The organism is Kribbella sp. NPDC058245 (assembly GCF_042882005.1).
Classification (GTDB): Bacteria; Actinomycetota; Actinomycetes; order Propionibacteriales; family Kribbellaceae; genus Kribbella.
In genome coordinates this window covers 300208-326450 of record NZ_JBHVWY010000001.1, presented here as the reverse complement: position 1 = coordinate 326450, position 26243 = coordinate 300208, and the positions used below count along the sequence as shown (strand labels likewise).

Below are 26243 nucleotides of genomic sequence, written 5' to 3'. Positions count from 1 at the left end.
TATCCGGTCAAATGCGCAGGGGCGGCGGCGAGGTCAGCGGGCACGGAGGCGGTGAGCTGGGCCCGGCGGACGCGGAGGCGCCGAGCCGAGGTCAGCGGACGCGGAGGCGGCGAGCTGGGGTCGGCGGGCACGGAGGCCAGCGGTCGCGGAGGCGGCGCCGAGGCCAGCGGTCGCGGAAGCGACGGCGCGGAGGCGGTGGGGTGAGGTCCGCGGAGGTGGTGGGCTGGGGTCGGCGCGGAGGTGGTGGGCTGAGGTCGGTGGGGGCGGAAGCGGGTGAAGTGGGGTTAGAGGTCGCGGAGGCGGGAGGCGATCTCGGACTTGGGGTGGTGGGCCTCGTCCGCGGCGGCGGCTTGGGTTTGCTGGTCGGTGCGGGGAGTGGGGTTGGCGGCAGCGTGGAAGGCGCGGGCCAGGTCGGCTGACTCGGCGGCGGCTTGGGTCGAGTCGACCTGGGTGTCGTCGAAGGCCTGGTTGAGGGTGTTGAGGCCGGCGCGGGTGTGCATGAGCTGGGTGTCGGCGGCCTGCGCGGCGTTCGTGATACCGGCCGCCGTGGCTCCGCGGTCCTGGACGTTCGCGCTGGAGTTGATCAGCGGGTCGAGGGTCTCGCGAGTCGCCACCAGGCGACGGTCGGCGTTGTCGATGCCCTCGCCGAACTGGTCGACTGCCCTGTCCAGGGCGTCGATCCGGCTCGAGAGCCGCGACATCGCGGCTTGGTCGTGCTCGACGGGCAGCTCGGACAACTCGGTGAGCGCGTCCCGGCCGGCCTTCAACGCACGGGCCCCGTCGGACAGGCGGTCACGCACCTCGTTGATGCCCTGCTGGCCGTACCGGACCCGCTGGTCGGCCTGATCGGCCAACTGCTGGACGTTCCGCACCCACGGGCGTGGTTCGCTCTCGACCGCGATCCGGTTCGCCTGACCGGGCAACTCGAAGACCTCTTGCTCGCTCCGCCGCAGGAAGTTGTCCACGTCCCGGGTGACATCGGCGGCCCGTCCGAGCGACGACCGGGCAGCCGAGAGCGCGTTGGCCGCCGTCTCAGCCAGCCAGGCGGCCCGTTCCTGGGCGCGCTGCTGCTCCTGCGCCGGCGTACTCATTCGTTGCCCTCGGCCTCTTCGTCGGCGGCGAGCGCGGCGCGCAGGGCTGCCTCGGCGCTCTGCAGTTCGGCGCGGGCGGCCTGCAACTGGTCGCGCGCTGCCTCAAGGGCATGATTCGACTGCTCGTTCGGCTCCGTGGACACGGCCCGAGCGTATCCGAACGACGGATCAGCGACGCGCAAGCAGCTCGACGGCCTCGGCGGCCCAGTAGGTCAGGATCTGGTCCGCACCCGCCCGCCGGATCGACGTCAGCGTCTCCAGGATCGCCTTCTCCCGGTCGATCCACCCGTTCGCCGCGGCGGCCTCGACCATCGCGTACTCACCGGAGATGTTGTACGCCGCCACCGGCAAGGTCACGTGGTCGCGCACCTGCCGGATGATGTCGAGATACGCCAGCGCCGGCTTCACCATCACGATGTCCGCGCCCTCGGCGACATCCAGATCGACCTCGCGGATGGCGTCGCGCGCGTTCGCGCCGTCCTGCTGGTAGGTCTTCCGGTCGCCCTGCAGCGACGAGCCGACAGCCTCCCGGAACGGCCCGAAGAAGCTCGACGCGTACTTCACCGCATACGCCAGGATCACCGTGTCCACGAACCCGGACGCGTCCAGAGCCCGCCGTACGACGCCGACCTGGCCGTCCATCATCCCGGACGGGCCGACGATGTGTGCACCCGCCTCGGCCTGCGCGACGCCCATCTCGGCGTAGATCTTCAGCGTCGCGTCGTTGTCCACGCGACCTTCGGAATCCAGTACGCCGCAGTGCCCGTGCGAGGTGAACTCGTCGAGACACAGGTCCGACATCACCAGCAGCGAGTCACCGGCCTCGTGCACCGCATCGCGGATCGCGACGTTCAGGATGCCGTTCGGATCGAGCGCACCCGAGCCGACCTCGTCCTTCTCCTCAGGCACTCCGAACAGCATCACGCCGCCGAGCCCGAGCCGTGCCGCCTCCGCGACGGCCTTCCGCGCGGTATCCCGGGTGTGCTGGTAGACCCCGGGCATGGAGCTGATCGCGATCGGATCGCGGGCCCCTTCCCGGACGAACATCGGCAGGATCAGCTGCCGCGGCTCGAGCGTGGTCTCCGCGACCAGCCTGCGCATCGCCGCCGACTGACGCAGCCGACGGGGCCTCACATCCGGGAATCCAGTCACAGCATTAGCTCTTCCTGCGAGAACCTGCACGACGTTCCGAGGGGCGGGTGACGGGCTCGCCCGCCTCCACCATGGTGTCACGCCGGTCCGCACCGAACCGGGCGAGTGCGTCGGCCAGCTCCTCGGCGGACGGCGCATCGGCCATCGCGTCGACGCGCAGACCGTGCTCCTCGGCCGTCTTCAGCGTGGCCGGGCCGATCACCGCGATCACCGTCGACGCGTGCGGCTTCCCGGCGATGCCGACCAGGTTGCGCACGGTCGAGGAGGACGTGAACACGACCGCGTCGAACTTGCCCGACTTGATCGCCTCACGCGTCGGCGCGGGCGGCGGGGCGGCCCGAACGGTCCGGTACGCCGTGACGTCGTCGACCTCCCAACCGAGGTCGGTCAGTCCGGCGACCAGCGTCTCGGTCGCGATGTCCGCACGCGGCAGGAAGACCCGGTTGATCGGGTCTAGCACCTCGTCGAACGGCGGCCAGTCCTCGACCAGGCCGGCGGCGGACTGCTCACCGGTGGGGGTCAGGTCCGGACGGATGCCCCAGGCACCGATCGCCTCGGCGGTCTTGTCGCCGACCGCCGCGATCTTCAGCCCGGAGAACGCCCGTGCGTCCAGCCCGTACTCGTCGAACTTCTCCCGGACCGCCTTGACCGCGTTGACCGAGGTGAACGCGACCCACTCGTAGCGGCCCTCGACGAGCCCGCGGATCGCCTTGTCCATCTGCTGCGGGTTGCGCGGCGGCTCCACCGAGATCGTGGGGACCTCTTCGGGCATCGCGCCGTACCGGCGGAGGCGGTCCATCAGCGGACCGGCCTGGTCCTTGGTACGCGGCACCAGGATCCGCCAGCCGAACAGCGGCTTGGTCTCGAACCAGGACAGCGCCTCGCGCTGCTCGACCACGGCACCGACCACGATCACGGCCTCGCCGGTGACCTTGGCGGCGCGCAGGTCCGCGACGATCGTCTCGAGCGTGCCGACCACACTGGTCTGCGCGGTCGTCGTACCGCCGACGGTCGCGGCGACCGGGGTCGACGCGTCGAAGCCGGCCTCGACGAGCGCGGCCGCGGTGTCCTTGAGGACGTCGGTCGCGTTCAGCAGGACCAGCGTCTGCTTGGCGTGCAGGCGGCTCAGGTCGAGCTTGGTCTCGGCCAGGTCGAGCACCGTGACCTCGCGGTCGTTCTTCATGGTCAGCGGGATTCCGGCGTACGTCGGGACCGCGCTCACCTCGCTGACGCCCGGGATCACGTTGAAGCCGATCCCGGCCTTGCGGCACGCGGCCGCCTCCTCCGCACCGCTGGAGAAGGTGAACGGGTCACCGGTCAGCAGGCGGACGACGTTCGCCGCGGACTTGGCGGTCTTCACCACCAGCCGGCCGCGGGCCGCGACGCGCAGTGCGCGGCTGCCCTCGGCGCCGGAACCGTCGATCACCTCGACGCCCGGCTTGCAGTAGGTCAGGAAGGCGTCGTGCTCGGGGCCCTCGACGACGACCGCGTCCGCACCGGCCAGGACGTCGCGTCCGGCCAGTGTCAGCAGCGAGGGGTCACCCGGGCCGACGCCGACGAACGTGACGTGGCCGAGCGGTCTGACCGCCTTGGCCGCCGTACTGGTCGCGGCAGCCTTCGCCGGCACTGTCTGAGGTGTCGCGGATACCGCGGTGGAGGCTGCTGTCTGTGCGCTGCTCACGTCTGCCTTCGCCCTCGTCCTCGTGGTGCTTGTCTTCTTGGCTGTCGTCGTGCCTTGTGGCGGTGGTGTCATTCGCGCTCCAGCAATTCGTTCGCCAGCGCTATGCCGAGGGACACCGGGTCGTCCACCGGCCCGTTCGCGGAGAGCCGCCGTACGCCGTCGTCCTGGCCGAGCGCGCCCCGCAGCCAGAGCTCGGGACCGTCCTCACCCTCGACCACCTCGGCGAGCGCTCCGACCGGAGCCGAGCACCCTGCCTCGAGTGTGGCCATCATCTGCCGTTCCGCTGTCACCGCCGCGCGGGTGGCCGGGTCCTCCAGCGGAGCCAGGGCGGCCAGCACCTCGGTGTCGTCCGCCCGGCACTCGATGCCCAGGGCACCTTGTCCCGGAGCGGGCAGAACCTGGATCGGATCCAGGGTCTCGGTCACCTCGGCGAGCCGTCCCAACCGGGACAACCCTGCCCTCGCAAGGACCACCGCGTCCAATTTACCGTCTGTGACGAGCTTGATCCGGGTGTCCACGTTGCCGCGGATCGCGGTCAGCTCCAGCCCCAGACCGAGCCCTTCGAGCATCGCGACCCGGCGGGCCGAACCCGTCCCGACCAGCGCGCCCTGCTGCAGCTCGCCGAGCGTGAGCCCGTCGCGGGCGACCAGTACGTCGCGCGGGTCCTCGCGGACCGGGATCGCGCCGACTGTCAGACCCTCGACCGGCACGGTCGGCAGGTCCTTCAGTGAGTGCACCGCGATGTCGATCTCACCGGCCATCAGGGCGTCGCGCAGGGCGCTGACGAAGACTCCGGTGCCACCGATCTGCTGCATCGGCGCCAGATTGACGTCGCCGGTGGTGACGATCGGGACCAGTTCGACCTCGTGCCCGAGTGCGCGCAGCTGGTCGGCCACCAGCTTTGCCTGGACCGTCGCCAGTGCGGACCGCCGGGTTCCCAGTCGGATCATGCGTGCTCACCTCCGCGCGCCTTGGGCGTCGTCACCGCGTCGACCGTCGCCTGGTCGATGGCGAACAGTTCGCGCAGCGCGTTCGCGTACGTCGGTCCGCCGGGATCGGCGGCAAGTTCCTTCACCCGAACGGTCGGGTTGTGCAGCACCTTGTCGACGACCCGGCGAATCGTCCGGGCCACCTCCTGCCGCTGGTTGTCGTCCAGGCCGGGCAGCCGGCGGTCCAGCCGGGCCAGCTCGGAATCGACGAGCTCACTGGCCATCGTCCGCAGAGCGACGACCGTCGGCGCCACCGAAGCGGCCCGCCGGGTCGCCTCGAACACCCCGGTCTCCTCGCCGACGATCCGCCGTACATCCTCGATGTCGTGCGCACTGCCACCAGCAGTGCCCGCGAGATCGGCCAGCGTGACCAGCGTGACGCCGGGAATGCGGGCTGCCTCAGGCGCGACGTCGCGCGGCAGGGCCACATCCAGTACGCCGAAAGGCCTTCCGTCGCTGGCGTTCTGGATCATCTGAGCGGTCAGCACCACACCACGAGCGCCGGTGCACGACACCACCAGGTCAGCCTCGGCCAGTGCATCAGGAACGTTCGCCAGCTGGATCGCCGTACCGCCGATGCGTTCGGTCAGCGCGACCGCACGGTCATAGTTGCGGTTGGCAATGACCACGCTCTTGGCGCCGTTGTTGATCAGGGTTTGTGCGGCCAGCGAGGCCATCGAACCGGCGCCGACGATCAGTGCGCGACGACCCTCGAAGCCGCCGACCGCCTCGAGCCCGGCCGAGACGACCGAGCGTCCGGCGGAGTCGATGCCGGTCTCGGTGCGAGCCCGCTTGCCGACCCGCAACGCGTGCTGCAGAAGGGCATTCAGGTCGGTACCGATCGTCTCCAGGTCCTGGCCGACGCGCAGCGTCTCCTTCACCTGGCCGAGGATCTGGCTCTCGCCGACGATCATCGAGTCCAGCCCGACCGCGACCTGGAAGAGATGCGCGACCGCGCCCTCCTCGAAGTGCACATACAGGTGCTCGGCCAGATCGATCAGCGGTACGCCGGTGACGTCGGACAGGATCGCGGTGACCTCGTCCATACCCGCGTGGAACCGGTCGACGGTCGCATACACCTCGGTGCGGTTACAGGTCGCCAGTACGGCGGACTCCGTCACGGCCGGCGAGTTCTGCACGGCCAGCGCGAGTTTGATCGCCGCGTCCGGATCCAGCGCGACCCGCTCCAGCACGTTGATGTCCGCGGAGCGGTGACTGATCCCGACGACGAGGTAGCTCATTTCCGTCCTCGCTTCGCTGCGGGCGCAAATGAACTAAGAGCGCTGTGTTGAATGGTGAACTCGCTGCGCTCCTTCACGCGCCGACACCTCCACCCACGGCGGGCAGATCAGAGGCTAGACCGTTGGTCGCTGGTAGCTCGGGCACCTGGGGGAGCGCCACCTCTCCGGACTTGCGTTGTTCGTGGTACGCCAGGATCTGCAACTCGATCGAGAGGTCCACCTTGCGGATGTCGACACCGTCGGGCACGGACAGCACCACCGGCGCGAAGTTCAGGATGCTGGTCACCCCTGCCGCGACCAGCCGGTCGCAGACCTCCTGGGCCGGACCGGCGGGAGTGGTGATGACGCCGATCGAGACCCGGTCGGTCTCGACGATGTGCTCGAGCTCGGCGAAGTCGCGGACCTCCATGTCACCGATCCGCTCGCCGACCAGCGTCGGGTCGGCGTCGAGCAGGGCGACGATCCGGAACCCGCGGGTGCCGAAGCCGGAGTAGTTCGCCAGCGCGTGACCCAGGTTCCCGATCCCGACGATGACGACCGCCCAGTCCTGGGTGACGCCGATCTCGCGGGCGATCTGGTAGCGCAGGTACTCGACGTCGTACCCGACGCCGCGGGTGCCGTAGGAGCCCAGGTAGGACAGGTCCTTGCGAAGCTTTGCGGAGTTCACGCCGGCCGCGGTGGCCAGGTCCTCACTCGACGCAGTCGCGATACCACTGTCCGACAGCGCGGTCAGCGCCCGCAGATAGACCGGCAAGCGCGCGACAGTCGCCTCGGGGATGCCGCGTTCGGTTCTCGTCGGCGGGCCGGGACGACCGCTGCTGGCACGCGTCACAATTCTCCTGGGGGGTGGTTCTCATCAGCCGCGTTCAGTACCCTGCGGCTCCTCTTACTCTAGGAGCTTGTGAACGTGAGAACAAAATCGGCGAACCCCAGGGTGACCGACAGCACTAAGGTCATGCCTGGGCGCTGAGCGCCTTCCGGAGTCTGGCCGGGTCGACCCGCCAGAAGTCGTGCTGCTTGCCGTCCACGAGGGTGACCGGGATCTGTTCGCCGTACTGGGTGAAGAGGGCGTCGTCCTGGGTGATGTCGACCTCGGCCCACTCCACGCCGAGCTGGGCGCAGACCGCCTCGACGATCACCCGGGCGTCGTCACAGAGGTGACAGCCGGGCTTCCCGTAGAGCGTGACGCGAGCGCTCATCCCTCCGCCCGGAGCCGGCCCTTGGCCACTTTGCCGGTGACCGAATGCGGCAACTGCTCGACGACCTCGAGCTCGCTCGGGCACTTGAACCGCGCCAACCGCGTGGACGCGTAGGCCGCCACGGCGTCCGGATCAACCGTCGTACCGGTCTCGGGGACGATGAACGCCTTGATGGCCTCGCCGGTGTCCTCGGACGGTACGCCGATGACCGCAGCCTCCAGTACGCCGTCGGCCGCGACCAGCACGTCTTCGACCTCACTGGGGAAGACGTTGAACCCGGACACGATGATCAGCTCGCGCAACCGGTCCACCAGGAACAGGTCGCCGTCCGAGTCCAGGAAGCCGACGTCACCGGTCCGGTACCAGCCATCGGCGTCCGGTCCGTCCACACCGTCCGGCCAGTAGCCGGAGAAGACGTTCGCGCCGCGGATCAGGATCTCGCCGGGGTCGTCGCCCTCGACGTCCTCACCCTGCTCGTCGGCGATCCGGAGCTCGACGTTCGGCAGCGGGCGACCTACAGAGCCCGGCTTCGGCTCTTCCTCGTCGAGAGTGGTGGTCACACCTGGGGACGCCTCGGTCAGGCCGTAGCCCTGGTGGACATAGAGACCGGTCATCTGCTCGAAGCGGTCGGCCAGGCTGCGCTCCAACGCGGATGCGCCGGTCAACACGACCTTCACGCCGGCGAGCGCCGTACGGAGGTCTGGTTGGGCCAGCAGCGCATGCAGGGCCGGCGGCGCGAGCGGTAGTCGGGTGACTTCATGCTGTTTGACCAGCTCAAGGGTGTGCGCGGCATGGAAACGCTGGTCGATGACCAGGGCCGCGCCGGTCGCCACAGTCCAGCCGAGAACAGCGTTCAGACCGAAGGCGTGGAACATCGGCAGGACGCCGAGGACCACGTCTTCGGGTCCCATTCTGTCGGGGCCGAGCTCGGAGAGATTCTTCACGTTGGCCGTGAGTGCGCGATGCGTGAGCATCGCGGCCCGCGGATCTCCGCTGGTCCCCGAGGTGTAGAGCAGCACCGCGAGCGTCTCGGGGTCGATCGTCGGCTGTAACACAGCGTCACCTTGGAGGTCGCCGGCCCGCACCGTCCGGACCCCCTCGACGAGCCCGGCGAGGTCCGCGTCGGTGACCGCGAGACGGGCCCCGGAGTGCGCCACGACGGTGTCCACCTCGGACTTGGTCAGGCCGGTGTTCAGTGGCACCGCGACCAGACCCGAACGAAGAACGCCCAGGTAGGAGGTGACGAACTCGATGCTGTTGGCAACCAACAGGATGACCCGCCAGCCCGGCACCAGACCGGCCGCGGCGAACCCCCGGGCGGCGCTTTCGACGGCCGCGTCGAGCTCGGTCCAGGTCAGTCGCCGGTCGCCGTCGACCAGCGCGACCCGATCGCCGTGACGTCGCGCTGTGTCACGAAGCAGGTCCGCGAAATTGAAGTCCACCCGCTGAGTCTGCCATGGCCGATCCACGCTCACCGAGCAACCGGCTTGGCCGGAATGGTTGCAGCGGAGCGTAACGGGAGATATACAGGTGAACTCGTGGATGTGCTTCTGCTGAACCTCACACTGCAGAAACCCGTCCATGACGGGGCGACCATGCGCGACAACCCCGACAGCAGGCTGCATTGCGTCATCAGGTGGTGACGGGAGCAGTCCGCTGGCGCATTCGTAGACGATCGACCGACGGGAAGGCGGCACGCCGCAAGCTGTTGACAGCGAGTGTTCTGGGCGTAACGCTCAGTGCTCGCCCATGTCGTCAGCCGCTGTGGCCATGCGCGGATGTGTCAGACGACGTGTCTTTCGAACGGGGAGAGATCTTGACGACGCCGGAGCCAAGTCCGGACGGGATGAGACGGGCAGAGCTCGTCGATCGCGCTCAGGCAGGTGACGTCGGTGCCTTCGGTGAGCTCTACGACGAGTACTCGCTCACCGTCTATCGCTATATCTACGCCCGGGTGTCCTCATCGGCACTCGCCGAGGACCTGACCAGCGAGACCTTCGTCCGGGCGCTGCGCGCACTGGACTCGTTCCGCTGGCAGGGACGGGACTTCGGCGCCTGGCTGGTGACCATCGCCCGGAACCTGATCACCGACCACTACAAATCGGGCCGGGTCCGGCTCGAGGTGGTCACGGACGAGATCGAGACGCACGACCGGCAGACCGAGGGGCCGGAGGTCGACGTACTGGCCGCCGCCACCGCCGAGGTACTGCGGGACGCCGTCGCGGGCTTGCCCGACGAACAACGCGACTGCCTGACAATGCGGTTCTTCGCCGGTTTGTCGATCGCGGAAACGGCCAGGGCGCTGGAGAAGTCCGAAGGCGCCGTCAAGCAACTGCAACTGAGGGCCGTCCGGCACTTGGCGAAGGTTATCCCGAAGGACTTGAGGTGAGACGGATGACAACGAACGTCTTCCGTAACCCGTCAGGCAGTTTCGTCGTTCTCCCTCGTGAGGACCTGTCGGTAATCCCGACTGGCCATTGAGGAGAACGAGATCCATGAGTGACCTACACAGGGCTCGAGCGCGCGCGGAGACCTTCGCGCACGCCGTCGATCACGGGCCCCGTCACTCTTCGCGACTGAGCGATGACCCGGAGTTGGTAGAGGCTGTAGAACTCGTCGGACGGCTGAGGACCGCCGGCGCAGTCGCACCCCGACCGGAGTTCAGCGCCGAGCTGCGGCACCGTCTGCTTGAGCAGGCGGCCGCCCGCGCGGCGACCAGTACTCCGACCATGGTGCGCAGCACTCCTGACAACTCCGACGACCCGCCGAGTGGCGAGGACGTCGACGCGTCCGTGACAGATATCCGCCATCGTCATGGCCGGCGCATCCGGCTCGTGGCCAGTACCGCCGCGCTGGTGCTGCTGGGAGGTGGCATCGGTTCTGCCGCTGCCGCTCAGCAGGCGATGCCCGGCGACACGTTGTACGGGATGAAGCGCAGTATCGAGAACGTGGCCACCAATGTCGGGGTCGGCGACGACTCCCGCGGCCGGCGCGAGCTCGATCATGCCAAGACCCGGCTGTCCGAGGTCCAGGCACTCGCCGAGAACGGCGGGTCCGCGACCACCATCAACGGCACTCTCGACGACTTCTCGGTGCAGGCCCGCAAGGGCGTGTCCCGGCTGGTCGCGTCGTACCAGCAGAACGGCGACGCGAGTGCGATCACCGCGGTCACGACGTTCATCACCAGCGCCCGCCAGGCACTGGTCGAGCTCGGGCCGAAGCTGCCACCGGAGTCGCTGAAGTCGGCGGTCGAGGCGTTGTCCACGATCGACGACCTGGCTCAGCACACGACGACGGCCTGCCCGAAGTGCGACAAGCCGCAGCCGGCGAAGAACCAGCAGGTGCCGACCACGGTCGAGCAGTCGACCAAGCCACCCGGCAAGCTGAAGACCCCGCCGGTCACCAAGCCGTCATCGGGTCCCAGCAGTGTGCCGTCCGTGGCACCCAGCAAGGTGCCGAACACGACGATCGTCGAGGAGTCCCAGAAACCGCCGCCGAGCGCTCTGAAGACCCCTCCCCTACCGTCCGGCTCCAAGCCGACCGGGACACCTACGGGTACCCCGACCGGCCCGACCACCAGCCCGTCCTGGCCCTGGCCGTTTCCCAGCCTGAGCCTCCCACCGCTGATCAACATCCCGGGCGTCCTGCAGACCCTGCTCCCGCCCTGGAAGTAACAGCACCCTTCGCACCACCAAGAAGCCCGGCCCCCGCGGCCGGGCTTCTTCCTTTGTCTCCCCATTTGATGGGCTGACCCACCTGGTTGGGGGAGAGCTAGCCGCATGCGGTTGGCCCACCCACCACGCGATGGGCTGACCCATCAAATGGTGGGGAGCGGCGGGTCAGAAGAAGACGCTGCGGCGCTGGACGAGCAGGGTGTAGAGGGTCTGCTGGATGGTTTCGCGGACCTGGTCGGTCACGTTGAAGACCAGCATCGGGTCGTCGGCGGCACCCTCGGGGAACTCGTCGGTGCGGATCGGTTCGCCGAACTCGATCAGCCACTTCGACGGCAGCGGGATCAGGCCGAGCGGCCCGAGCAGCGGGAAGAACGGGGTCACCGGGACATACGGGACGCCCATCAGGCGGGCCAGCGAGGAGAGGTTGCCGACGAGCGGGTAGATCTCCTCGGCGCCGACGATCGAGCACGGAACGATCGGTACGCCGGTCCGCATCGCGGCGCTGACGAATCCACCCCGACCGAACCGCTGCAGCTTGTAGCGCTCGCTGAACGGCTTGCCGAGTCCCTTGAACCCCTCGGGCCAGACGCCGACCAGGTTTCCCTGGCGGAGCAGCCGCTCGGCGTCGTCGTTGTTCGCCAGCGTGGCGCCGCCCTTGCGGGACCACTCACCGACGAACGGCGTGCGGAACACCAGGTCGGCCGCGAGCGTGCGCAGCGGCCGGCTGGTGTGGTCCGCGACGATCAGCTGGGTGATCAGGCCGTCGAGCGGCATCGTGCCCGAGTGGTTCGCGACGATCAGCGCGCTCCCGGTCTCCGGGATGTTCTCCACCCCGCGCACCTCGACCCGGAACCACTTCTCCGCGAGCGGCCGCAGCATCGGCAGCAGGATCTGATCGGTCAGGTCGGAGTCGAAACCGAACTCGTCGACCTCGTACTCCCCCGACAACCGCCGGCGCAGGAACGCGAACCACTCCGCGATCCGCCGCTCGCCGTCCGCGCCGAACAGCTCTCGCACGACCTTCTCGAGCTGGGCGAAGTCCAGTCCGCCCAGTCCGAACGCACCGAGGTCCGGCGCCCGGTCCTCGGCCCGCGTGGAGCTCTCCTGCTCGGCAACCGGCGGCAGCTCGGTCACGGTCTCGTCGACCAGGTCCGGCTCCGCAGTCTTCACCTTTTTCTTCTTGGACCGCGCTGCTCCCGGTCCAGCGAGAGCGCGCGCAGCCGCGGACGGCGTCGTACGGCGTCCGCTGCCTCGACCCGGGCGTCCACCGGAACCGATCGGGATCACATCCGCGTCAGCCACGCAGCGCTCCGAGTCCGGTCGACAGCAAGGACGCGATCTGGCTGGCCGCGCCCGGACCGAGCGAGCGGCGGAACTCGTCGAACGCCTCGGCGGTGGTGAACTGCGGCTCGAACCCGAAGGCGCTCCGCATCCGCGTGGTGTCGACGACCCGGCCGTAGGTCAGGAACGTGATCTGGTCGGGCGAGAAGTCGGCCAACCGCGCGCGCCGCACGGCGGCCGCCGTACTGGACGCTGTGAAAGACGGGAGGCGAAGCGTCGGGCGGCCGAGCCGCCGGATCGCTTGGGAGAGGGCGAGCACGCCGTCGCCGGCCAGGTTGAAGGTGCCGGGCAGATCGTTCACTGTGGCGTGGTGGATGGCCTCGACGCCGTCGTCCTCGTGCAGGAACTGCAGGCGGGCGTCATACCCGAACACTGTCGGTACGACGGGCATGCCGAAGTACCGCGTGATCGGGGAGTCGGTCTTGGGGCCGATCCAGTTCGCCATCCGGAGCGTGGTCACGCAGACATCGGGGCGGCGCCGGGCGAACCCGCGCACATACCCCTCGACCTCGACCGCGTCCTTGCTCAGACCGGTCTGATGGATCGCCCGCGGCGCCATCTCCTCGGTGAACATGGCCGGATCCCGCGGACCCGCGCCGTACACCGTGGTGGACGACTTCACCACCAGCTTGGCCACGCCGGACGCCTTCTGACAGGCGGCGAGCAGCTGCATGGTGCCGATGACGTTGATCTCCTTCATCGACGACCGGCCGCCGGCACTGCCCGGGGTGGCCACCACGCCGGTGTGGACGACAGTGTCGACGTCCTCGGCGGCAATCACTTTCGCGATCACGGGATTGCGAATGTCTGCCCGGACGAACCGGACCCGGCCCAGCTCGGCCCGTGGCGGAACCACGTCGACGCCGAGCACCGTGCCGATCGACGGATCGTCGGCCAGTCTGCGGGCACACCGAGCACCGGCATCTCGCGAGACGCCGGTCACCATTACCACCTGTGCCACGAGAAGCCCCCAGCCAGACAGCAACCCCACCGATCGCCGCGCCACCTCATGTCGCCGGGCGCGGCGGGCCTACCTACAAAACGACGGGCCTGCTACTTACCGAGCTTGCGGCGCTGAACCCGCGTCTTCTTCAGCAGCTTGCGGTGCTTCTTCTTCGCCATACGCTTGCGGCGCTTCTTGATTACAGAACCCACAGTGGACCATCCAAACTCAAAGAGAACGTCGGCAAAGCTTACCCGTACGTATCGTCGTGGACCTAAAGCGGCCCTTGGGTAGGGTGGAGATCACGTCTGGGGAGGCGCCATGAACACTGTCACCAAGGCTCGGTACGACGGTCTGGCCGACTGGTACGACGACCGGTTCGTGAGCGGCGCGGAGCCGCATCAACCCGGCCTGCTCGAGCTGCTCGGCGAGGGTTCCGGCCCCTGCCTCGACATCGGCTGCGGCACCGGACGCAACTTCGGGACCATCCGGGCCAGCGGTCGCGAGGTCGTCGGTCTCGACTACTCGTCCGACCAGCTGCGCCTCGCGCGAAACCGCACCGACGGCCCGCTGATGGTCGGTGACGCAGCCGCCCTGCCGTTTCCCGACGAGTCCTTCGACACGGTGATGGTGATGTGGATCTCCACCGACGTCGACGACTTCGGTGACGTACTGCGCGAGGCTGCCCGTGTCCTGCGGGCAGGCGGGGTCTTCATCGAGTACGGCGTGCATCCGTGCTTCAACGGACCACATGTCGTGTACAACGAGGACGGCAGTCGTACGGCGCACACGTCGTACCGGCAACCCGGCTGGCACGAACCCGCGCCGTACTGGGGTGAAGGCGGCATCCGCCAACACATCGGCATGAGCCACGTCCCGCTCGCCGACTACCTCAACGCCTTCCTGACCACCGGTCTCGCCCTCGAGCGATTCATCGAGCCCGAGGGCCCCGGCGTACCCCACTCCCTCGCGGTGCGGGCGAGGAAGCGGGTCTGAGTCATGGCCTACGTGATCTTCGTCGGCGGTCTGGTGGTGGTGCTGGCCGGGCTCACCGTGTTCGCGCGGTGGGCCAAGGGGCGTGGACATGGGGCCGGGCTGGCCCGGGCGGTGGCGGCGTACGAGGAGGCCTATCGGCCCACCTCGCATCACGCTCACCAGGAGCAGCGCGTCGCGGGTGATCGGCGGGCTGAGGCTGGTTCGCCGGACGACCTCTAGAGGTAGTTGGCGACTGGGCCGAGGGTGAGGAAGCCGGATTGGGCGCCGGCTTGTTCGGAGGCGGCTGGGCGGAGGGCGGCTTGGGCTTTCGCTAGCAGGGGTTGATGATCTGCGGCCTTGGCTGCTTGGGCGAGGAGGGCCCAGTGTGCTTCGAGGAGCAGGCCTGGGGGTGGGGGTGCGATGTGGCTGAGCAGGCGGGCCGCATAGGAATACTTGCCCTGGGCAATCATAAGCAGGGGCTGGATCCACGGGGTGTGCGGACCGTAGTCGGCGGTCTGGGAGAGGGAAGTCTCGTGGCGGAGGCTGTGGGCCGCGAGGGCGAGTGGGAGTAGGCCGTGGTCGAGGCCGGGCATGGCGGTCGCGGGGTGGTGGGTCGCGGCTTGTGCGTAGGCACTTGGGGTGTCGGCGCGGAGGGCGGCGTACCAGCTGGTGAAGACGCCGACGAGCGGTGAGTCGTGCCGGGCGCCCAACGCATCGGCCGCGGCTGCATGCTCGTCGGCGGCGGTGTGGTCGGCGATGGCGCACGCGGACTGCAGGCGGATGAGGTGCCCGAGGATCTCGTACGCCGGGAGCGCGTGGCGGGCGGCGAGCGCGATCAGCTCGGCGCCGATCCGGTCGCGGGTTTCCGACTGACCGGCCTGGCGGCAGGACTGGATGAAGACACCGTTCAGCGCGAAGGCGAGGATTGCGGGATCATCCAGGGTGCGGGCGATCTGCTCCGCTTCGCGAGCGGCCTCCAAAGGGCGGGCGGCGCTGGATCCCCTTGATTCCAAGGCGATTGTGGCGAGGAGGCGTGCGCGCAGTGCCGGGTGATCCTGGGTCGGGAGGACCCGCTCGGCCGCACGCACGATCGCTGCGGCCTCCGCCTCGTCGTCGGACCGCGTCCAGATCGCCGGTACGTCGTACGCGCCGATCACCCGCGCAGCGAGATCCGGATCGCCGAGCTGCTCGGCTGCGGCGATGGCCGCCAAGCGGTGCCGACGTACCTCAGCGAGCTCGCCGGTGACCGCGAGACTGCGCAGCATCCCGACTGTTGATTCCAGCTGCGCCTTCGCGCCGGTGGTGCGTTGATAGGCGGCTGCGGTGGCGGACCACACCGACGTAGGCTCCACGGCTTGGTTGAGGATGTCCGCCTCGAGCCGCACTAGCGCCGTACCGGGGTCGATGCCTAGCTGCTCGACCAGCATGGCGCGGGCACGTCGCAGTACGGCGAGGGCGTCGGCCTGGCGACCGGACTGGTAGAGCGACAGCGCCAGGAGTCGCCAGCCCTCCTCACGCCAGGGGTGGTCGGTCACATGAGCGTCCAGCTCAGCCACAGCCGCTGCAGCCTCGCCCGCGGTCAGTCGCGCCTCCGCCAACCGCTCCACGGCCAGCAGCCGCAGCTCGGTCAGCCGGGCTCGCTCCCCCTGCGCCCACGGCTCGTCGGCAAAGTCGGCGTACGCGGGACCTCGCCACAGCTTGAGGGCAGCCTCGTACTCCCCCGCCTTAACTGCGTCCTCAAAGCGCCATGCATCGACAGATGTTGCTTTGAGCGCATATCCGGGCCCCTCGGTCACCAGCAGTTGCGGCTGGGTCCGCGGTGCCCGCTCCGGCTCCAGAGACCGCCGGAGCGCGGCCACAAACGTCCGTACGGCGCTCAGCGCACCATCTGGCGGATCGCCCCACAGATCGTCGACCAGCCGCGTCGCGGGTACCACCCGTCCCCGCGCGACGATCAACCGAGCCAGTACGGCGCGATGCCGCGGACCCTTGAGCGCAACCAGCTCCCCAGCGTCATCCCAAGCCACCACCGACCCGAGCACCCCGAACTCCACCCACTCACCGTAACGTGCTCATCCAGCGCTCATCCGCCCGCGCGAACCTGAGCGAGTGAAGATCAACGGATTCGACTACCTCCAACTCCCAGGCGCCGACGGCATCACCCTCAACGTCGCAGTAGGCGGCACCGGTACGCCGATCGTCCTGCTGCACGGCTTCCCGCAAACCCACCTGATGTGGCGCCACGTCGCCACCAAGCTCGCGACCGAACACACGGTCATCTGCCCCGATCTACGTGGTTATGGCGACAGCTCCAAGCCGGCTGAGGCCTACTCCAAACGCACGATGGCCATGGACATCGTCACGGCGGTTCGCTCACTCGGCCACTCGACGTTCGCCCTGGCAGGTCACGACCGCGGCGCCCTCGTGGCCTTCCGTGCCGCCCTCGACCACCCGGACGCGGTCACCCACCTGCTGTCGCTCGACGTACTGCCCACCCTCGACATGTGGGAAGTCATGCACGGCACCACCGCCGCCATCGGCTTCCACCTCTACCTGATGGCGCAGCCACCCGGCCTCCCAGAAGCACTGATCGCCGGCGCCCCCGACGCCTTCTTCGGCCACTTCCTCGACATCTGGACCAAAGACCCAACCGCCATCCCCGCCGAGGTCCGAACGGCGTACCTGGATGCCTCTCGGGCTGCCATCCCCTCGATCGTCGCCGACTACCGAGCCTCCGCCACCATCGACGTCACCCACGACACCGAATCCCTTGCCGCTGGCAACAAACTCGAAATGCCCGTCACCGTCATCCAGCAGGACTGGGGCTCCGCCCTAGGCTTCGACGCCACCGCCCGCTGGCAAGCCTGGGCCCCCAACCTCCACCACCAAACCACCACCGCCGGCCATTTCCTGGCCGAAGAATCCCCCACCGAAGTACTAACCGCCCTCCACCACCTCCTCAACCGCTAACAGCACCCCCCGCCCGCGCCGCCGTCGCAACTTCACGCGCACTCGCCGGGGGTGTGCACCCCCTGTCGTGCCCTTGAACAAGCTATGACCTGTCCACGCCCACCACGTCCTGTTCAAGCCCCCAATTGGAAGCCCGTACGGCGCGGTGATTACGCCGCTCCGCCTTGCGCCGGGTCCGCTCCACCTTGCGCCGGGTTCACTCCACCTTGCGCTAGGTTCACTCCACCTTGCGCCGGGTCCGGTACGGCGTTTGGTTGCGCGCCGCCTCCGCCTCCGCCTCCGGGAATTTGAACGGATAACCCCTGAAGTTGACCCTTCTCCCTTGAAAATTTGAGGGGAGAAGGGGCCATCTGCGGGGATATCCGTTCAAATGTGGATAGGGGATCGTGGGGGTTGGGAGGCGTTGGCCGGTACGGCGGGGTGGTTGCTCGCCGATCCGACTGCGGCCGGGGATGTGGGCTTGTGGTTGCTCGCCGCTGCGGCCGATTTACAGTGGCGGGTGGCCGGGCTGGGTGCCGGGCTGAGGGGATGGTTCGGCCGGTGACCGCGGTGGCCGTTGCTTGGACTTCCGGGCTGTGGCTGGGGTCCAGGATCTGCGCTGAGTGGAAACTTCTGGTCGCCATCTGCACAAAATGTTCCACCGAGCGAACGGGGCGACCGGCATGGGGCCCGTTTCGCGTTATGGGTGAATTTTTCGGGTCCATGCGCCGAAAAAAGTCACCGATAACGAGCAGGCGGACCCCAGGCGCGGGGTGGGTCGCGCTAATTGGTGAGTTTTGGGGACTCGGTGACGAAAATCGACCAACTAGTGGGCCGGGCGGACCGGCGTGCGGGTCGGATCGCGTTAGTTGGTGAGTTTTAGGGACCCGGTGACGAAAATCCACCAATTAGCGAGGGCTTCCAGGCGCGGCAGTACCCCGGCACCCCCCGGCACCCCGGCACCCCGGCACCCCGGCACCCCGGCATCCCGGATCCCAGCACCCCCTGAGCCCCCGCCATCTGATGGGTTAACCCATGAGGTGGTGGGTTTTGGACTCTCATGCGGGTGCAGAACCCACAAACTGGTGGGGGAACCCATCAGATGCGCAGGGGGGCGAGGGCCCGGGCGGGAGCGGTCGCCACGGCGGGTCACTTTGCAGGCCTCGTTGTTACTGGCCGCAACCGAAGCCCGGAAGCCCAGGCAACGGGGACGCGGTCACCGACGGGTCCATCCCCCTCAGCCACGCGCCGGGCCTCAGCCACCCGCCACTGTAAATCGGCCGCAGCGGCGAGCAACCCAAGGCACACGTCTCCGGCCGCAGACGGATCGGCGAGCAACCACCCCCGCCGTACCGGACCAGCCGCAGACGGAGTGGCGAGCAACCATCCCGCCGTACCAGCCCGCCCGGCCGCAGACGGAATGGTGAGCAACTATCCCCCGCCGTACCGGACCAGCCGCAGACGGAATGGTGAGCAACCATCCCCGCCGTACCGGACCAGCCGCAGACGGAATGGTGAGCAACCATCCCCGCCGTACCGAACCGGCCGCAGACGGAATGGCGAGCAACCATCCCGCCGTACCAGCCCGCCCGGCCGCAGGCGGAATGGCGAGCAACCATCCCCGCCGTACCGGACCGGCCGGAGGTGGAGCGGCGAGCAACCACCCCGCCGTACAAGATCCGGTGACCTAGGCGAAGAGGTGGGTCGTGGAGGTGGCTAGGTCGGTTAGGGCTGATTCGAGGGGCGTGCTCACGAGGTGGCCGTTTTGTTTGACGATGGTCCCGCCGACGAGGACGGTTTCTACGTTGCCAGGGTGGGCTGAGGTGACGACGGTCGCGACCGGGTCGGTGAGGCCGCCGGCGAGGTTGAGGTCGGTGGTGCGGAGCAGGATCAGGTCGGCTTGGTTGCCTACGGCAAGGGAACCTACGTCGGGGAGGTTGAGGGCTTGGGCGCCGGCGATCGTGGCCAACTGGAGGACTTCGGCGGCAGTGAAGGAGTTGTAGCCGAGGGCCAGGATCTGCCGCATGAGGCTGAACATGTCGCCGGGGGCGCTGGTGACGGTGTCGATCCCCAGCGCCAACGGGACGCCCAGGGACTTGAGGCGGACAGCCACAGCGGGGCCCATTTCGAGGCGGGCCTCGACGGCGGGGGCGATCGAGACGGAGGCGCCGGAGTCGGCGATCAGGCGCAGTTCGTCGTCGGAGAGGTTGTTGCAGTGGACGTAGAGGGTGGTCGGGCGGAGGAGACCCGCCTTCTCCAGAAGGGCGATCGGGGTTTGGGTGACCTCGCTGCGGTCGATGTGAGTCACCACGGAGAGGCCGAGCGAGGCCGCCAGAGCCCAATCCGCCGAGACGACGTCGAACGGCGCGTACGCCGGTCCGGTGGATGCGACCGCGATCGTGATCCGCGGGGAGGCGAGGTCGGCGACGTGCCGCATGGCATCCGCATCGACCGTTCCGCCGACCAGCGGCGAGGGACCGAATCCGTAGACCGCACGGATCCCACTGCGATCCAACGCGTCAACGGCAGCCTCGGCAAACTCCACCGAGCCCTGCACATGCGAGTAGTCCTGCACCGTAGTGATGCCGCCGTCCAGGCACTCCAGCGCGCCGACAAGGTTGCTTGCGGCAACATCCGAGGGACGGTACCGCGTCCCGCGCGCCTGCATCACGTGGTCGAAGTAGTACCCGAGGTCGCCCTCGGTCCCGATCCCCCGCAGCGCCGCCTGCCAGACATGCCGGTGCGTGTCGACGAAACCCGGCAGCACGATCCGTCCGCGCGCATCGATCACCTCGGCTCCGAGAGCGGACAGCCCCGGGCCGACCGCGACGATCCGGCCGTCCTCGATCAGTACGTCGGTCTCCGGCCGCACCACCACCTCCGGCGCGGTGTCGATCACGAGACCACCCTGTACGAGCGTGCGCATCACAATTCCCCTCAGTGGAAAGCTTTCTTCAAAGCTATCACCAAAGGCATCTAGACTGTCAACCATGACGACAGATCGGGTGGACGGGATCCTCGCGGCCTGGCAGCACGAACTGCCGGCCGCGCTGCACCCGACCAGTGAGCTGACCAAGCGAGTGATGGTGCTGGCCGACGCCCTGGATCAGGCCAGCCGGCCGGTACTACGAGAGCTCGGCCTGACGTCGGCCGAGTACGACGTGATCGTCGCGCTGCGCCGTGAGGGAGCGCCGTACCGGCAGAAGCCGTCGGACCTGAGCCGCAACCTGTTCCTGTCCTCCGGCGGCACCAGCAACGTGATCAACCAGCTGGTACGGCGGGGCTACGTCGACCGCGAGCCTGATCCGGAGGACGGCCGCGGCACCCAGATCCGGCTCACTGCCGAAGGGGTCAAGGCGGCCGAGGAGGCCGTGGTCGCCAGCTCCGCGGCCCAGCACAAGGTCTGGGACGGGTACCCCGACGAAACGGTCCAGCAGGCGCTCGCCGTACTGCGAGCGCTACAAGGACTGGACACATGACGAGGCGGCCGGTCCCCAGACAGGGATCCGGCCGCCTCTCTCGTGGTTATCCGGCCTGAAAGAAGGCGCCCTTGAGGTAGTCGTGCACTGCGTCCTCCGACACCCGGAACGAACGACCCACCCGCACCGCGGGCAGCTCACCGGAATGCACCAATCGGTACACCGTCATCTTGGACACGCGCATGGCCGTGGCAACCTCTGCCACGGTCAGAAACTTCACCTCTGCGAGCGGCTGCTCACCACCGGACTTCTTTGATGCCATTTGCGCACCGCACTTCCAGCACGGATCGTGCGCCGGCTTCCCCTCCGGCACCTCCGTCCGTGCATGTGTCGAGACTAGTGGCTGTTGGTGCGAATGGGAAAGAGGGGGACTCGTGTGACTCGATCCTGTGACGAAGTCAGTACGTAGGGTCGAGGCCCAGGTACGGAAAACAGATGTCCCGGGTGGCCTTGATCGACCGGTCCAACCAGGTGTCCGGGTTGTAACCGGTCGACCAGTCGATGTACTCCGGGTCCCGCCCGTCCGTCATCCGCAGCGGTGCCACCCGCCCGAACCGGATCTGTACCTCTTCCCGCCACGCCTCCGGCACCGGAGTCTGCGGATCGACCGGCTTCCCGGCGACGATCGCCAGCAGATGGCTCCACGCGCGCGGGACGACGTCGATGATCGCGTAGCCGCCACCGCCGGTCGCGACCCACTTCCCGTCGGTGACCTCGTGCGCCAAATCGTGCAGAGCCAGGTACGCCGCCCGCTGCCCATCAACCGTCTTGGTCAGGTGCGCGAGCGGGTCCTCCACATGCGAGTCACACCCATGCTGCGTCACCAGGATCGAAGGCCGGAACGCCCGAACCACGTCCGGCACGATCGCGTGGAACGCCCGCAGCCAACCGGCATCCCCGGTCCCAGGCGGCAGCGGCACGTTCACCGCAGACCCCTGCGCATTCGGCCCACCGATCTCCCCCGATCCACCTGTCCCCGGGAAGAGCGTGGTCGGCGACTCGTGCAGGCTCACGGTCAGCACCCGCGGGTCGTTGTAAAAGACTTCCTGTACGCCGTCCCCGTGGTGCACGTCGACATCGACGTACGCGACCCGCTCGGCGCCATGATCGAGCAGCCACTGGATCGCGATCGCGGGGTCGTTGTAGACGCAGAACCCGCTGGCCCGGTTCGGCATCGCGTGGTGCAGGCCACCGGCGATGTTCGCCGCGTGCAGCACCTCGCCCTCCCAGACCGACCGCGCGGCCTCGACGCTGGCCCCGGCGATCTGCGCGCTCACCGCATGCATGCCGGCGAAGTTGTACGTGTCGTCCGACCCGAGCCCATGCTCAAGATCCGGTACGTCGGGATGCTCGCTCGCGCGTTTGACCGCGTCGACGTACTCCGCCGTGTGCACCGTGCGCAGCAGGTTGTCACTCGCCACCGGTGCCGGGACGATCGGCAGATGGTCGAGGATCCCGAGTTCCCGGGCCAGGCGGATGGTCAGCTGCACCCGGACCGGACTCATCGGATGCCCGCGGCCGAAGTCGTACCCCGTCAGCGCATCCTCATAGACCAATCTCGCCTCACCACTCATGTGTCCTCCGCTTCGCTCCGGCCCCATGAGCCTTGCTCCCTGTGCCTTTTGATGAGCTCGCTCCGCTCACTCAAGCGACCATAGCGGTCCACCTGGAGTTCGGGGTCGGTCGAAAGGTTTGCCGGGGTCCCGGCAGCGGCTGACGATCGATGCGCACCCGCCCAGCTTTCGAGGAGACCTCCATGCGTGCGATCGCTCGTGCCCTGCCCGCGCTGCTCAGTGTGGCCGCGCTGATCGGAACCGGCGTCAGCGCCGGAACCCTCACCACCAGTACGACGGCCGCACCCGCCGCCGACACCCCCGCCGTGCCGATCAACCGGGCGACGCCGACCAAGATCATGCCGCTCGGCGACTCGATCACGGCCAACTCCACCGGCAACGGCGCGGCGTCGTACCGGCCGGACCTGTGGCAACTGCTGAAGGCGGACGGCCGGCCGATCGACTTCGTCGGCTCCCAGGTCAACGGGCCGGTGGCCCTGATGGACCCCGACAACGAGGGCCACGGCGGCTGGACGATCAGCCAGATCCAGGCGAACGCCGTCAACTGGATGAACACCTACCGGCCGGACGTCGTCACGCTGCAGATCGGCACCAACGACATGTACGACGACGCCTCGGCCGGCGCCGCGCCGGGCAAGCTGTCGACGTTGCTGGACACGATCACCAGCACGCTCCCGGACACCAAGGTCTTCGTGAGCGCGATCCCGCAGCTCGCGAACGCCGACTACTACACCCGGGTCGCCGCCTTCAACTACACGATTCCCGGCATCGTCGCCGGGAAAGTTGCCGCTGGCAAGCATGTCAGCTACCTGGACGCGAACTCCGGCCTCTTCCAGCCCTACGACTTCGTCGACATGTGGCACCCGAACTACGGCGCCGCGTCCAAGGCCGCAGTCCGCTGGTACGCCGCGTTGACCGGGCTGCAGGTGACCCGGTTCGAGGCCGAGCAGACCGCCAACGCGACGATCAGCGGAGCTCCGACCAAGCGGACGCAGATCATCTCCGCCTCGGGCGGTGCGAAGGTCGGGTACATCGATCTCCCGACCAGCTTCGTCAAGTTCACCTTCGATGTCGGTGCCGCCGGCACCTATCGGATCCGGGCCCGCGGCGCCAACGGGATCGGGACTCCCTGCACGCACATCGTCGACGCCAATGGCGGTACGCCGGCCACGATGACGTACCAGTCGTACAGCTGGGACCTGCTCGGTACCTCCGCGGTCGACCTCGACCTGAAGGCGGGGACGAACACCGTCACCTTCAAGAAGGGCGAGTGCTACACCGAACTGGACGCGATCGACATCAGCCTCAAGCCGACTGCCTGATCGCTAGAGCGTCTGGGCCATCAGGGTGAGCGGGCGCGTCGGGTCGTAGAACGTCTCGATGCGCCCGGTCGGCTGGAAACCGGCCCGGCGGTAGAAGGCCGCGGCCCGCGGAGCGGCGTCATACACCCAGAGCAGCAGCCGCTTGAACGACTGCTCGCGAGACCACGCCAGCAGCGAGGTGGTGAGCGCATCGGCCACTCCCACGCCACGGAACGACGGGTCGACCCACATCGAGAGCATCAGGGCGGCATCCGGGTCCCGCTCGTCCGGACCGGCCGGTACGCCGATCACCATGCCCGCGGGTTTGCCGTCGGACTCGGCCAGCAGGGTCACCTTGGTGTCGGCGCTCAGCCGGGCGCGCCAGTCGGCCGCAGTCAGCGCGATCGACTCACCGTGCGTCTCGTAGAAGGATCCCGGCGCCTCGAGCAGGGCGCGCAGCCGGACCTCACGCAGGATTTCCCAGTCGTCCTCGGCCAGTCGCTGTACCAGCACCGTCATAGCCTCCATTTTGGCCCACGTGGTCTGGAGGCCTGGAGGGGGCGGGTTGGAGCAGCGGGCGGCGCAACACCCCTCCCAGGCTGCGCCGGCCCGCTCAAGCGCTGGGTCAGCAGCGGGTCCAACAGCCGGTTCATCGCGTTGGGACTGCAAAGCGTTACAGGATCTGCAAGGAAAAACAGATTCGTTGCCCAGAGTGAGCCTGGGGTAGCCCTCGAACCGCTCCCGGGGCTAGGCTTCGGGCGTGAACACGAATCTGCAGCAGTGGTGGGCCGTCTAGGGCGGTCACCCAGCGTTCACGCGCATCCATGAGGCCGTCTCGCCGAGACGGCCTTTTTTGTGCCCCGGTGAGACCCCAACTCACCCGAAAGGCACTGATCATGACCTCGCTCTCCGGCATCACGCCGTCCGGCCGCCTGACCCTCGGCAACCACCTCGGCGCCCTGTCCCGGTTCACCGACCCCGACGGTTTCTACTTCGTCGCGAACCTGCACGCCATGACGACCCGGCACAATCCACGACGGCTCGCCGCCCTCACCCGAGAATGCGCGACGCTGATGCTCGCCGCCGGCATCCCGCCTGGAGCGGTCTTCGTGCAGTCCGACGTCCCCACGCACGCCCAGCTCGCCTACCTGCTCGAGTGCACCACGTACGTCGGCGAACTGGGCCGGATGATCCAGTACAAGGAGAAGGGCGGCCGCCCGATGACGCGGGCGTCCCTGTTCACCTATCCATGCCTGATGGCGGCCGACATCCTCCTGTACGGCGCTGAGCAGGTCCCGGTCGGCGGTGATCAGGACCAGCACGTGGAGCTGGCCCGGGACGTCGCGATCCGGTTCAACCGCGAGTACGGCGAGACGTTCGTCGTACCGAGGCTGCACAAGGCGGCGCTGGCCACGCGGATCAAGGACCTGACCACCCCGACAGCCAAGATGAGCAAGTCCGACACCGACGACGCGGTCGGGACGATCCGGCTGCTCGACCCGCCGGACGTCATCCGTCGCCAGATCATGCGGGCGGTCACCGACTCCGAGAACACGGTCCGCCACGACGAGGACAACAAGCCGGGAGTGACCAACCTGCTGGAGATCCTGGCCGCTTGTACGGACGGCGACCCGGTCGCGTTGGCCGCGGCGTACTCGTCGTACGGCGATCTCAAGCGGGACGTGGCGGACGCCGTACTGGCCGTGATCGAGCCCCTGCAGAAGGAGTACGCGCGACTCGCGACCGACCCTGGGGCGATCGACGAACTGCTGGCGCAAGGGCGGGATCGCGCCCTTGAAGCGAGCACTCCCCGACTCCAAGCGGCGATGCGAGCCATGGGTTTGGCAGGATCAATGCCATGAAGATCCGCGCCGCCACCTTCAACCTCCGCAATTCTTCCGCCCCGGACGGCGACAACGCCTGGCCGGTACGACGGAATGCGGCGGTGGCGGCGATCGAGCTCCTCGACGCCGACGTGGTCGGGCTGCAGGAAGTGCTGCCCGACCAGCTCGAATACCTGCGGTTCCGGTTCCCGAAGTACGAGATCGTCGGCGTCGGCCGCGACGATGGCATCGACGCCGGCGAACGCTCCTCGGTCATGGTCCGCACCGGCGATTGGCGCATCGAGCGCTCCGAGACCCGCTGGCTCTCCGACGACCCCGGTACGCCGGGCTCGGTCGGCTGGGATGCCGACCTGACCCGAGTCGCGACACTCGTCTGGCTACGACACCGCAGCGGTACGACGATCGGCGTACTGAACACGCATTACGACCACGCCGGCGAGGTCGCGCAGCTCCAGTCCTCCCGCCTGGTCGCCAAGTGGACCGCTGGTGACCTGCCGTGGATCGTCATGGGCGACCTGAACGCGACCCCGGATTCACCGCCCTTGAAGGCGTTGACGGACGCCGGCCTGCGGTACGCCGTACCAGCTGATGCCGGTGGTAGCTGGCACAACTTCACCGGGGCCGAAGACGACGACCGGATCGACCACATTTTGGTGAGCCCGGCCTGGACGGTGACCGAGGCGGCCGTCTCGCACTTTCGCCCCGGCGGAAGGCTGCCCAGCGACCATTGGCCGGTCATGGCCACGCTCAGCTTGTAGACCAATCGGCGATTGGTCTAAAGGCAGGCTGGACCAGGTCGCCAGCCGGGCC

The 26243-nt window shown here is 68.4% G+C and carries 27 protein-coding genes; 10 read left to right on the top strand and 17 right to left on the bottom strand.

The window, feature by feature from the left end; translation table 11 throughout:
- Window positions 1-284: 284 nt before the first annotated feature.
- The 9 genes from ACFVWG_RS01515 to ACFVWG_RS01475 form a co-directional block, all read right to left on the bottom strand.
- A complete protein-coding gene (locus tag ACFVWG_RS01515) occupies window positions 285-1091 on the bottom strand; it encodes a hypothetical protein (protein WP_391541161.1) in 807 nt (268 codons plus the stop codon).
- Complete coding sequence (locus tag ACFVWG_RS01510) at window positions 1088-1234, bottom strand: hypothetical protein (protein ID WP_391541160.1); 147 nt, start codon at window positions 1232-1234, stop codon at window positions 1088-1090. Before ACFVWG_RS01510 ends, ACFVWG_RS01515 begins: the two co-directional genes overlap by 4 nt.
- 25 nt (window positions 1235-1259) lie before the next feature.
- A complete protein-coding gene (gene hemB, locus ACFVWG_RS01505) occupies window positions 1260-2243 on the bottom strand; it encodes a porphobilinogen synthase (RefSeq protein WP_391541159.1) in 984 nt (327 codons plus the stop codon).
- 4 nt (window positions 2244-2247) lie between these two features.
- Window positions 2248-3996 carry a uroporphyrinogen-III synthase gene (locus ACFVWG_RS01500; RefSeq protein ID WP_391541158.1) on the bottom strand — a complete coding sequence of 583 codons (1749 nt, stop codon included), beginning with the start codon at window positions 3994-3996 and terminating at the stop codon, window positions 2248-2250.
- Complete coding sequence (gene hemC, locus ACFVWG_RS01495) at window positions 3993-4874, bottom strand: hydroxymethylbilane synthase (RefSeq protein WP_391541157.1); 882 nt, start codon at window positions 4872-4874, stop codon at window positions 3993-3995. The genes ACFVWG_RS01500 and hemC overlap by 4 nt, the downstream gene beginning before the upstream one ends.
- Window positions 4871-6154 carry a glutamyl-tRNA reductase gene (locus ACFVWG_RS01490; RefSeq protein WP_391541156.1) on the bottom strand — a complete coding sequence of 428 codons (1284 nt, stop codon included), beginning with the start codon at window positions 6152-6154 and terminating at the stop codon, window positions 4871-4873. The genes hemC and ACFVWG_RS01490 overlap by 4 nt, the downstream gene beginning before the upstream one ends.
- Window positions 6155-6227: 73 nt before the next feature.
- Window positions 6228-6986, bottom strand: coding sequence for a redox-sensing transcriptional repressor Rex (locus tag ACFVWG_RS01485; protein ID WP_391541155.1), 759 nt, complete (start codon window positions 6984-6986; stop codon window positions 6228-6230).
- Window positions 6987-7107: 121 nt separating this feature from the next.
- A complete protein-coding gene (locus ACFVWG_RS01480) occupies window positions 7108-7353 on the bottom strand; it encodes a glutaredoxin family protein (RefSeq protein WP_391541154.1) in 246 nt (81 codons plus the stop codon).
- On the bottom strand, window positions 7350-8795 hold the full coding sequence (locus ACFVWG_RS01475) for a class I adenylate-forming enzyme family protein (protein WP_391541153.1): 1446 nt from the start codon (window positions 8793-8795) through the stop codon (window positions 7350-7352). Before ACFVWG_RS01475 ends, ACFVWG_RS01480 begins: the two co-directional genes overlap by 4 nt.
- 404 nt (window positions 8796-9199) lie before the next feature.
- On the opposite strand from ACFVWG_RS01475, the gene ACFVWG_RS01470 reads away from it, so the two are divergent.
- Both ACFVWG_RS01470 and ACFVWG_RS01465 read left to right on the top strand, forming a co-directional pair.
- The gene (locus ACFVWG_RS01470; RefSeq protein ID WP_132164702.1) at window positions 9200-9742 is read left to right on the top strand and encodes a sigma-70 family RNA polymerase sigma factor; all 543 of its coding nucleotides are present in this window, start codon (window positions 9200-9202) and stop codon (window positions 9740-9742) included.
- A 106-nt stretch (window positions 9743-9848) separates the two neighbouring features.
- Window positions 9849-11027: a DUF5667 domain-containing protein gene (locus ACFVWG_RS01465; RefSeq protein ID WP_391541152.1), complete on the top strand. Its 1179-nt coding sequence runs from the start codon at window positions 9849-9851 to the stop codon at window positions 11025-11027.
- A 165-nt stretch (window positions 11028-11192) separates the two neighbouring features.
- Here ACFVWG_RS01465 and ACFVWG_RS01460 read toward each other — a convergent pair whose 3' ends face one another.
- From ACFVWG_RS01460 to ACFVWG_RS01450, 3 genes are all read right to left on the bottom strand, one after another.
- The gene (locus ACFVWG_RS01460) at window positions 11193-12329 is read right to left on the bottom strand and encodes a lysophospholipid acyltransferase family protein (RefSeq protein ID WP_391541151.1); all 1137 of its coding nucleotides are present in this window, start codon (window positions 12327-12329) and stop codon (window positions 11193-11195) included.
- Window positions 12322-13314, bottom strand: a complete 993-nt coding sequence (locus ACFVWG_RS01455) for an NAD-dependent epimerase/dehydratase family protein (protein ID WP_391541531.1) — start codon at window positions 13312-13314, stop codon at window positions 12322-12324. The genes ACFVWG_RS01460 and ACFVWG_RS01455 overlap by 8 nt, the downstream gene beginning before the upstream one ends.
- 107 nt (window positions 13315-13421) lie before the next feature.
- Window positions 13422-13523, bottom strand: a complete 102-nt coding sequence (locus ACFVWG_RS01450; protein WP_008356322.1) for a 30S ribosomal protein bS22 — start codon at window positions 13521-13523, stop codon at window positions 13422-13424.
- Window positions 13524-13632: 109 nt separating this feature from the next.
- Between ACFVWG_RS01450 and ACFVWG_RS01445 the strand changes: the two genes are divergently transcribed.
- On the top strand, window positions 13633-14307 hold the full coding sequence (locus ACFVWG_RS01445) for a class I SAM-dependent methyltransferase (RefSeq protein ID WP_391541150.1): 675 nt from the start codon (window positions 13633-13635) through the stop codon (window positions 14305-14307).
- 3 nt (window positions 14308-14310) lie between these two features.
- Window positions 14311-14526: a hypothetical protein gene (locus ACFVWG_RS01440; protein WP_391541149.1), complete on the top strand. Its 216-nt coding sequence runs from the start codon at window positions 14311-14313 to the stop codon at window positions 14524-14526.
- On the opposite strand, the gene ACFVWG_RS01435 is transcribed toward ACFVWG_RS01440, so the two are convergent.
- Complete coding sequence (locus tag ACFVWG_RS01435; RefSeq protein WP_391541148.1) at window positions 14523-16340, bottom strand: BTAD domain-containing putative transcriptional regulator; 1818 nt, start codon at window positions 16338-16340, stop codon at window positions 14523-14525. The two genes, ACFVWG_RS01440 and ACFVWG_RS01435, sit on opposite strands and share 4 nt — an antisense overlap.
- A gap of 55 nt (window positions 16341-16395) precedes the next feature.
- Here ACFVWG_RS01435 and ACFVWG_RS01430 point away from each other — a divergent pair, with 55 nt between their 5' ends.
- Both ACFVWG_RS01430 and ACFVWG_RS01425 read left to right on the top strand, forming a co-directional pair.
- The gene (locus ACFVWG_RS01430) at window positions 16396-17256 is read left to right on the top strand and encodes an alpha/beta fold hydrolase (protein WP_391541147.1); all 861 of its coding nucleotides are present in this window, start codon (window positions 16396-16398) and stop codon (window positions 17254-17256) included.
- Between the two features lie 1448 nt (window positions 17257-18704).
- Window positions 18705-18926 carry a hypothetical protein gene (locus tag ACFVWG_RS01425; RefSeq protein WP_391541146.1) on the top strand — a complete coding sequence of 74 codons (222 nt, stop codon included), beginning with the start codon at window positions 18705-18707 and terminating at the stop codon, window positions 18924-18926.
- Here ACFVWG_RS01425 and ACFVWG_RS01420 read toward each other — a convergent pair.
- On the bottom strand, window positions 18923-20161 hold the full coding sequence (locus tag ACFVWG_RS01420) for an amidohydrolase family protein (RefSeq protein WP_391541145.1): 1239 nt from the start codon (window positions 20159-20161) through the stop codon (window positions 18923-18925). The genes ACFVWG_RS01425 and ACFVWG_RS01420 overlap by 4 nt on opposite strands.
- A gap of 64 nt (window positions 20162-20225) precedes the next feature.
- On the opposite strand from ACFVWG_RS01420, the gene ACFVWG_RS01415 reads away from it, so the two are divergent.
- Window positions 20226-20714: a MarR family winged helix-turn-helix transcriptional regulator gene (locus tag ACFVWG_RS01415; protein WP_391541144.1), complete on the top strand. Its 489-nt coding sequence runs from the start codon at window positions 20226-20228 to the stop codon at window positions 20712-20714.
- Between the two features lie 46 nt (window positions 20715-20760).
- Here ACFVWG_RS01415 and ACFVWG_RS01410 read toward each other — a convergent pair whose 3' ends face one another.
- Together ACFVWG_RS01410 and ACFVWG_RS01405 are read right to left on the bottom strand one after the other, a co-directional pair.
- The gene (locus ACFVWG_RS01410; RefSeq protein WP_012923942.1) at window positions 20761-20976 is read right to left on the bottom strand and encodes a helix-turn-helix domain-containing protein; all 216 of its coding nucleotides are present in this window, start codon (window positions 20974-20976) and stop codon (window positions 20761-20763) included.
- A 136-nt stretch (window positions 20977-21112) separates the two neighbouring features.
- Window positions 21113-22288, bottom strand: coding sequence for an acetoin utilization protein AcuC (locus ACFVWG_RS01405; protein WP_391541143.1), 1176 nt, complete (start codon window positions 22286-22288; stop codon window positions 21113-21115).
- Between the two features lie 182 nt (window positions 22289-22470).
- Here ACFVWG_RS01405 and ACFVWG_RS01400 point away from each other — a divergent pair, with 182 nt between their 5' ends.
- Window positions 22471-23610: a GDSL-type esterase/lipase family protein gene (locus ACFVWG_RS01400; RefSeq protein WP_391541142.1), complete on the top strand. Its 1140-nt coding sequence runs from the start codon at window positions 22471-22473 to the stop codon at window positions 23608-23610.
- A 3-nt stretch (window positions 23611-23613) separates the two neighbouring features.
- On the opposite strand, the gene ACFVWG_RS01395 is transcribed toward ACFVWG_RS01400, so the two are convergent.
- Window positions 23614-24108 carry a GNAT family N-acetyltransferase gene (locus ACFVWG_RS01395; protein WP_391541141.1) on the bottom strand — a complete coding sequence of 165 codons (495 nt, stop codon included), beginning with the start codon at window positions 24106-24108 and terminating at the stop codon, window positions 23614-23616.
- Between the two features lie 377 nt (window positions 24109-24485).
- Between ACFVWG_RS01395 and trpS the strand changes: the two genes are divergently transcribed.
- Window positions 24486-25451 carry a tryptophan--tRNA ligase gene (trpS, locus tag ACFVWG_RS01390; RefSeq protein ID WP_391541140.1) on the top strand — a complete coding sequence of 322 codons (966 nt, stop codon included), beginning with the start codon at window positions 24486-24488 and terminating at the stop codon, window positions 25449-25451.
- Entirely contained in the window at window positions 25448-26191 is a 744-nt protein-coding gene (locus ACFVWG_RS01385) for an endonuclease/exonuclease/phosphatase family protein (protein ID WP_391541139.1), read from the top strand. The genes trpS and ACFVWG_RS01385 overlap by 4 nt, the downstream gene beginning before the upstream one ends.
- Window positions 26192-26243: the final 52 nt, after the last annotated feature.

What these genes read in the sequence shown, in the direction of transcription:
- ACFVWG_RS01400 (WP_391541142.1), top strand. Translation starts at nt 22,471, where the DNA reads ATGCGTGCGATCGCTCGTGCCCTGCCCGCGCTGCTCAGTGTGGCCGCG.
- hemC (WP_391541157.1), bottom strand. Translation starts at nt 4,874, where the DNA reads ATGATCCGACTGGGAACCCGGCGGTCCGCACTGGCGACGGTCCAGGCA.
- ACFVWG_RS01395 (WP_391541141.1), bottom strand. Translation starts at nt 24,108, where the DNA reads ATGACGGTGCTGGTACAGCGACTGGCCGAGGACGACTGGGAAATCCTG.
- ACFVWG_RS01500 (WP_391541158.1), bottom strand. Translation starts at nt 3,996, where the DNA reads ATGACACCACCGCCACAAGGCACGACGACAGCCAAGAAGACAAGCACC.
- ACFVWG_RS01465 (WP_391541152.1), top strand. Translation starts at nt 9,849, where the DNA reads ATGAGTGACCTACACAGGGCTCGAGCGCGCGCGGAGACCTTCGCGCAC.
- ACFVWG_RS01410 (WP_012923942.1), bottom strand. Translation starts at nt 20,976, where the DNA reads ATGGCATCAAAGAAGTCCGGTGGTGAGCAGCCGCTCGCAGAGGTGAAG.
- ACFVWG_RS01455 (WP_391541531.1), bottom strand. Translation starts at nt 13,314, where the DNA reads ATGGTGACCGGCGTCTCGCGAGATGCCGGTGCTCGGTGTGCCCGCAGA.
- ACFVWG_RS01420 (WP_391541145.1), bottom strand. Translation starts at nt 20,161, where the DNA reads ATGCGCACGCTCGTACAGGGTGGTCTCGTGATCGACACCGCGCCGGAG.
- ACFVWG_RS01445 (WP_391541150.1), top strand. Translation starts at nt 13,633, where the DNA reads ATGAACACTGTCACCAAGGCTCGGTACGACGGTCTGGCCGACTGGTAC.
- ACFVWG_RS01385 (WP_391541139.1), top strand. Translation starts at nt 25,448, where the DNA reads ATGAAGATCCGCGCCGCCACCTTCAACCTCCGCAATTCTTCCGCCCCG.
- ACFVWG_RS01405 (WP_391541143.1), bottom strand. Translation starts at nt 22,288, where the DNA reads ATGAGTGGTGAGGCGAGATTGGTCTATGAGGATGCGCTGACGGGGTAC.
- ACFVWG_RS01470 (WP_132164702.1), top strand. Translation starts at nt 9,200, where the DNA reads ATGAGACGGGCAGAGCTCGTCGATCGCGCTCAGGCAGGTGACGTCGGT.
- ACFVWG_RS01480 (WP_391541154.1), bottom strand. Translation starts at nt 7,353, where the DNA reads ATGAGCGCTCGCGTCACGCTCTACGGGAAGCCCGGCTGTCACCTCTGT.
- ACFVWG_RS01440 (WP_391541149.1), top strand. Translation starts at nt 14,311, where the DNA reads ATGGCCTACGTGATCTTCGTCGGCGGTCTGGTGGTGGTGCTGGCCGGG.
- ACFVWG_RS01515 (WP_391541161.1), bottom strand. Translation starts at nt 1,091, where the DNA reads ATGAGTACGCCGGCGCAGGAGCAGCAGCGCGCCCAGGAACGGGCCGCC.
- ACFVWG_RS01415 (WP_391541144.1), top strand. Translation starts at nt 20,226, where the DNA reads ATGACGACAGATCGGGTGGACGGGATCCTCGCGGCCTGGCAGCACGAA.
- ACFVWG_RS01490 (WP_391541156.1), bottom strand. Translation starts at nt 6,154, where the DNA reads ATGAGCTACCTCGTCGTCGGGATCAGTCACCGCTCCGCGGACATCAAC.
- trpS (WP_391541140.1), top strand. Translation starts at nt 24,486, where the DNA reads ATGACCTCGCTCTCCGGCATCACGCCGTCCGGCCGCCTGACCCTCGGC.